The 3,021-nt window shown below is 64.1% G+C and carries 2 protein-coding genes; both read right to left on the bottom strand.

The genetic code is table 11. From position 1 onward, the window contains the following. Nucleotides 1-24: 24 nt before the first annotated feature. Entirely contained in the window at nt 25-2,793 is a 2,769-nt protein-coding gene (locus O0J73_RS22010) for a TonB-dependent receptor (RefSeq protein WP_308309639.1), read from the bottom strand. Next, nucleotides 2,787-3,021, bottom strand: a 235-nt coding sequence (locus O0J73_RS22015; protein WP_308309640.1) for a hypothetical protein, incomplete at its 5' end; no start/stop codon positions are given. The genes O0J73_RS22015 and O0J73_RS22010, both read right to left, overlap by 7 nt.

Consider the following 3,021-nt stretch of genomic DNA (forward strand, 5'->3'; position numbering starts at 1 on the left):
GCGGCCGCCACTACCTTGGCCAGGTCAGAACTTGTAGTTCACGCCGAGCATGTAGGTGCGGCCCCACTCGATGTACTCCAGCGGGCGGTCCTTGCTGCCGGCATAGGTGCGGTACGGCTCGTTGGTCAGGTTGCTGCCCTGCAGCAGCAGGGTCAGGCCACGCAGGGCGCTGCTGTCGCTGAAGGTATAGCTCACCTGCGCATCGGTCACGTTCTCGCCCACCACGTAGCGCAGGGTGCGGTTGCCGTTGAAGTTGCCGATTTCACCAATGAAGTCCGAACGGCGGCGCTGGCTCACGCGTGCTTCAAAGCCACTGCGCTCGTAGTAGGCGGTGAAGTTGTACACACGCTTGGACAGGCCCGGCAGGCTGATCGGGTCGGTGCCCACGCTGGACGCACTCTCTGGATCCAGAATGGTGATGTCGCTCTTGTTGAAGGTCGCGCTGGCCTGCACGCCGAAGCCGCGCAGGCTGTCGGTCAGCATGTCCAGCGGGAACGACGCGGTCAGTTCCAGGCCCTTCAACGTGCCGCCCTTGCCATTCTGCGGGGTCGAGAACGTGCCGACGGTCTGTACCGGCGCGGTCATGCCCGGCGGCGGTACATAGTTGCCGAGCAGCTCACTGAAGTCGTAGTTGTCCACCGACTGGGTGTAGACGTAGCTCTTCAGGTCCTTGTAGAAAATCGCCGCGGCCACGTAGGCCTTCTCGCCGAAGTACTTCTCGTAGGACAGGTCCAGTGCGGTGGCACGCCAGGGGTCCAGCAGCGGGTTGCCGCCACTGCCGCCGGGGCGGCCATTGTTGGTATCCACGCCGAACTCCAGGCCGGCGCGCATCTGGTCCACGCGCGGGCGTGCCACCTGCTTGGCAGCGGCGAAACGCAGCGTCTGCTGGTGCGGGAACATGAACACCAGGTTCAAGCTCGGCAGCCAATCCTTGTAGGTCTTGCCGGCAGAGAAGGGCTGGATGTTGCTGCCCGCCGGCTGCGAGCTGTCCCAGTAGCGTGAATCCGAGCTCTGGTCGGTGTGCTGCATCTGTACGCCAACGTTGCCGCGCACGCCGACCACGCCGATATCGGTGTTGATGTTCAGGCGCGCCCACGCAGTGGTGATCTTCTCCTCGACCGTCCACGACTTGGGAATCAGGTAGTCCAGATTGTCGACCGGGTTGAAGGTCATGTAGCGCCCCACCGCAGCCGGCACATTCCACGATGGGATGTAGCCGATGCCAGCGAAGCCGAGATTGACCGGGCGATACTGCAGGTCCGGGGCGATGGTGGATTCGCCTTGTGCACCGAGCAGGATGTTGCCTTCGGCCTGGGCCTTCTGCTTGCGACGGTCGGCATAGTTCACGCCCACGTCCACATCGGAGAACCAGCTGGACATGGCCTCGGGAACCGGCAGCGTCGCCGCCAGCTTGGCGCCCTTCAGGCGGTCCTCCACCTCCGGCACCTTGCCGTAGCCGGAACCATAGATGGTGTTGGTCAGGAACAGGTTTTCCGGATTGGAGTAATCCCGGCCCGGCCTGATCTGCGAGAAACCATCGCTGTTCACGACGACGCCGATCGTGTCGAACTGCGGGCGCGGCACCAGCTGCAGGTTGTTCTCCAGGTTGATCTCGCGGCGGGTGGCCTTGGAGTAGTTCAGGTCGGCAACCAGCTTCACGCCACCCACGTTGAACTCGTTGTTCCAGCCGAACGCATCGATCTTGTCCTTGCGCTTGTTGTACATGCCGCGGACCAGCGGATATGCATTGTTGATCGTGCCGCCGGTGAAGCTGCCATCGGCGTTGCGGCCGACATTGCTGAACACCGGCAGGATCGCATTGGGGTTGTTGCTGTCCTCGCCGTTGCCGCTGAGGCTCAGCTCGAACTGGTTGGCGGTATCGATCTGCTCGGCTTCGGTGTGGAACGCGTCGAAGGTGCTGGTCCAGCTGTTGTTCGGCCGGAACTGGATGGTGGCCATCACGCCATCGCGCTTGTTGTTGCCGGTGCGGCGCAGCGCCTTGATGCCATCGGTGAAGTAGGTGCCCGGCGCGATTCCGCGACGCTCGCCCTTGTCGGTGTGTTCGGTAGTCCACGGCTCGTACAGGCCGACCTGGTTTTCCTGGATCGGCATGTCGCTGTGCGCGTAGCCGATGGCGATGCCCAGGGTCCTGTCCAGGAACTGGTCGATGTAGCTGGCGCTGAAGCGGTTGCCGTACGGATCGACGTTGGCGGCGCGGCCCAGCGAGCTCTTCTGGTAGCGGCCACTGACCGCGATCACGCGTTCGCCGAAGCTGAGCGGGCGTGCGGTCTGCATGTCGATGGTGCCCGACAGGCCCTGGCCGACCAGTGCGGCATCCGGGGTCTTGTACACGGTCACGCCGTTAACCAGTTCGGACGGGTACTGGTCGAACTCGACGCCGCGGTTGTCGCCGGTGCTGACCACTTCACGGCCGTTGAGCAGGGTGGTGGCGAAGTCCGGTGACAGGCCGCGCACGCTGATCACCTGCGCACGGCCGGCCACGCGCTGCGCGGCCAGGCCGGGAAGGCGCGAAATGGATTCGGCGATGCTGACATCGGGCAGCTTGCCGATGTCTTCGGCGGAGATCGCTTCGACCACCGAGGTGGCGTCCTGCTTGACCGCGATCGCGCTCTCGATGCCGCGGCGGATGCCGGTGACCTGCACCGTATCCAGGTTGGTGGCGGCGGTGCCGACCGGCGTGGTGGTGCTCTGCGTGGACTGTGCCGACGCCAGCGTCGGCGCCAGCACAACGGCCAGCGCGAGACTCAGCGCACTGCGCTTGTGGTTCAACATTTTCCCCTCCCAGGCAATGTTGCAGATCGATTCGTGAACGTCCCGGAGTGACCGTGGACGTGCGACGCGGTGGCCGCTGTCGTCGCCGCTATGGTAGGCAGCGCGTTCTTCGCGGGAATCACCCTGCATACGTATTCAATGGCGTTTGCAGGGGTGTAATCGCTTTCAGACAGTACTTGCGGTAGTGCCGGCCGCTGGCTGGCAATCACGTTCACCGGGTTGCCGGCC

Origin of the sequence: Stenotrophomonas sp. Sm6012 (assembly GCF_030985895.1) — a bacterium.
GTDB lineage: Bacteria > Pseudomonadota > Gammaproteobacteria > Xanthomonadales > Xanthomonadaceae > Stenotrophomonas > Stenotrophomonas forensis.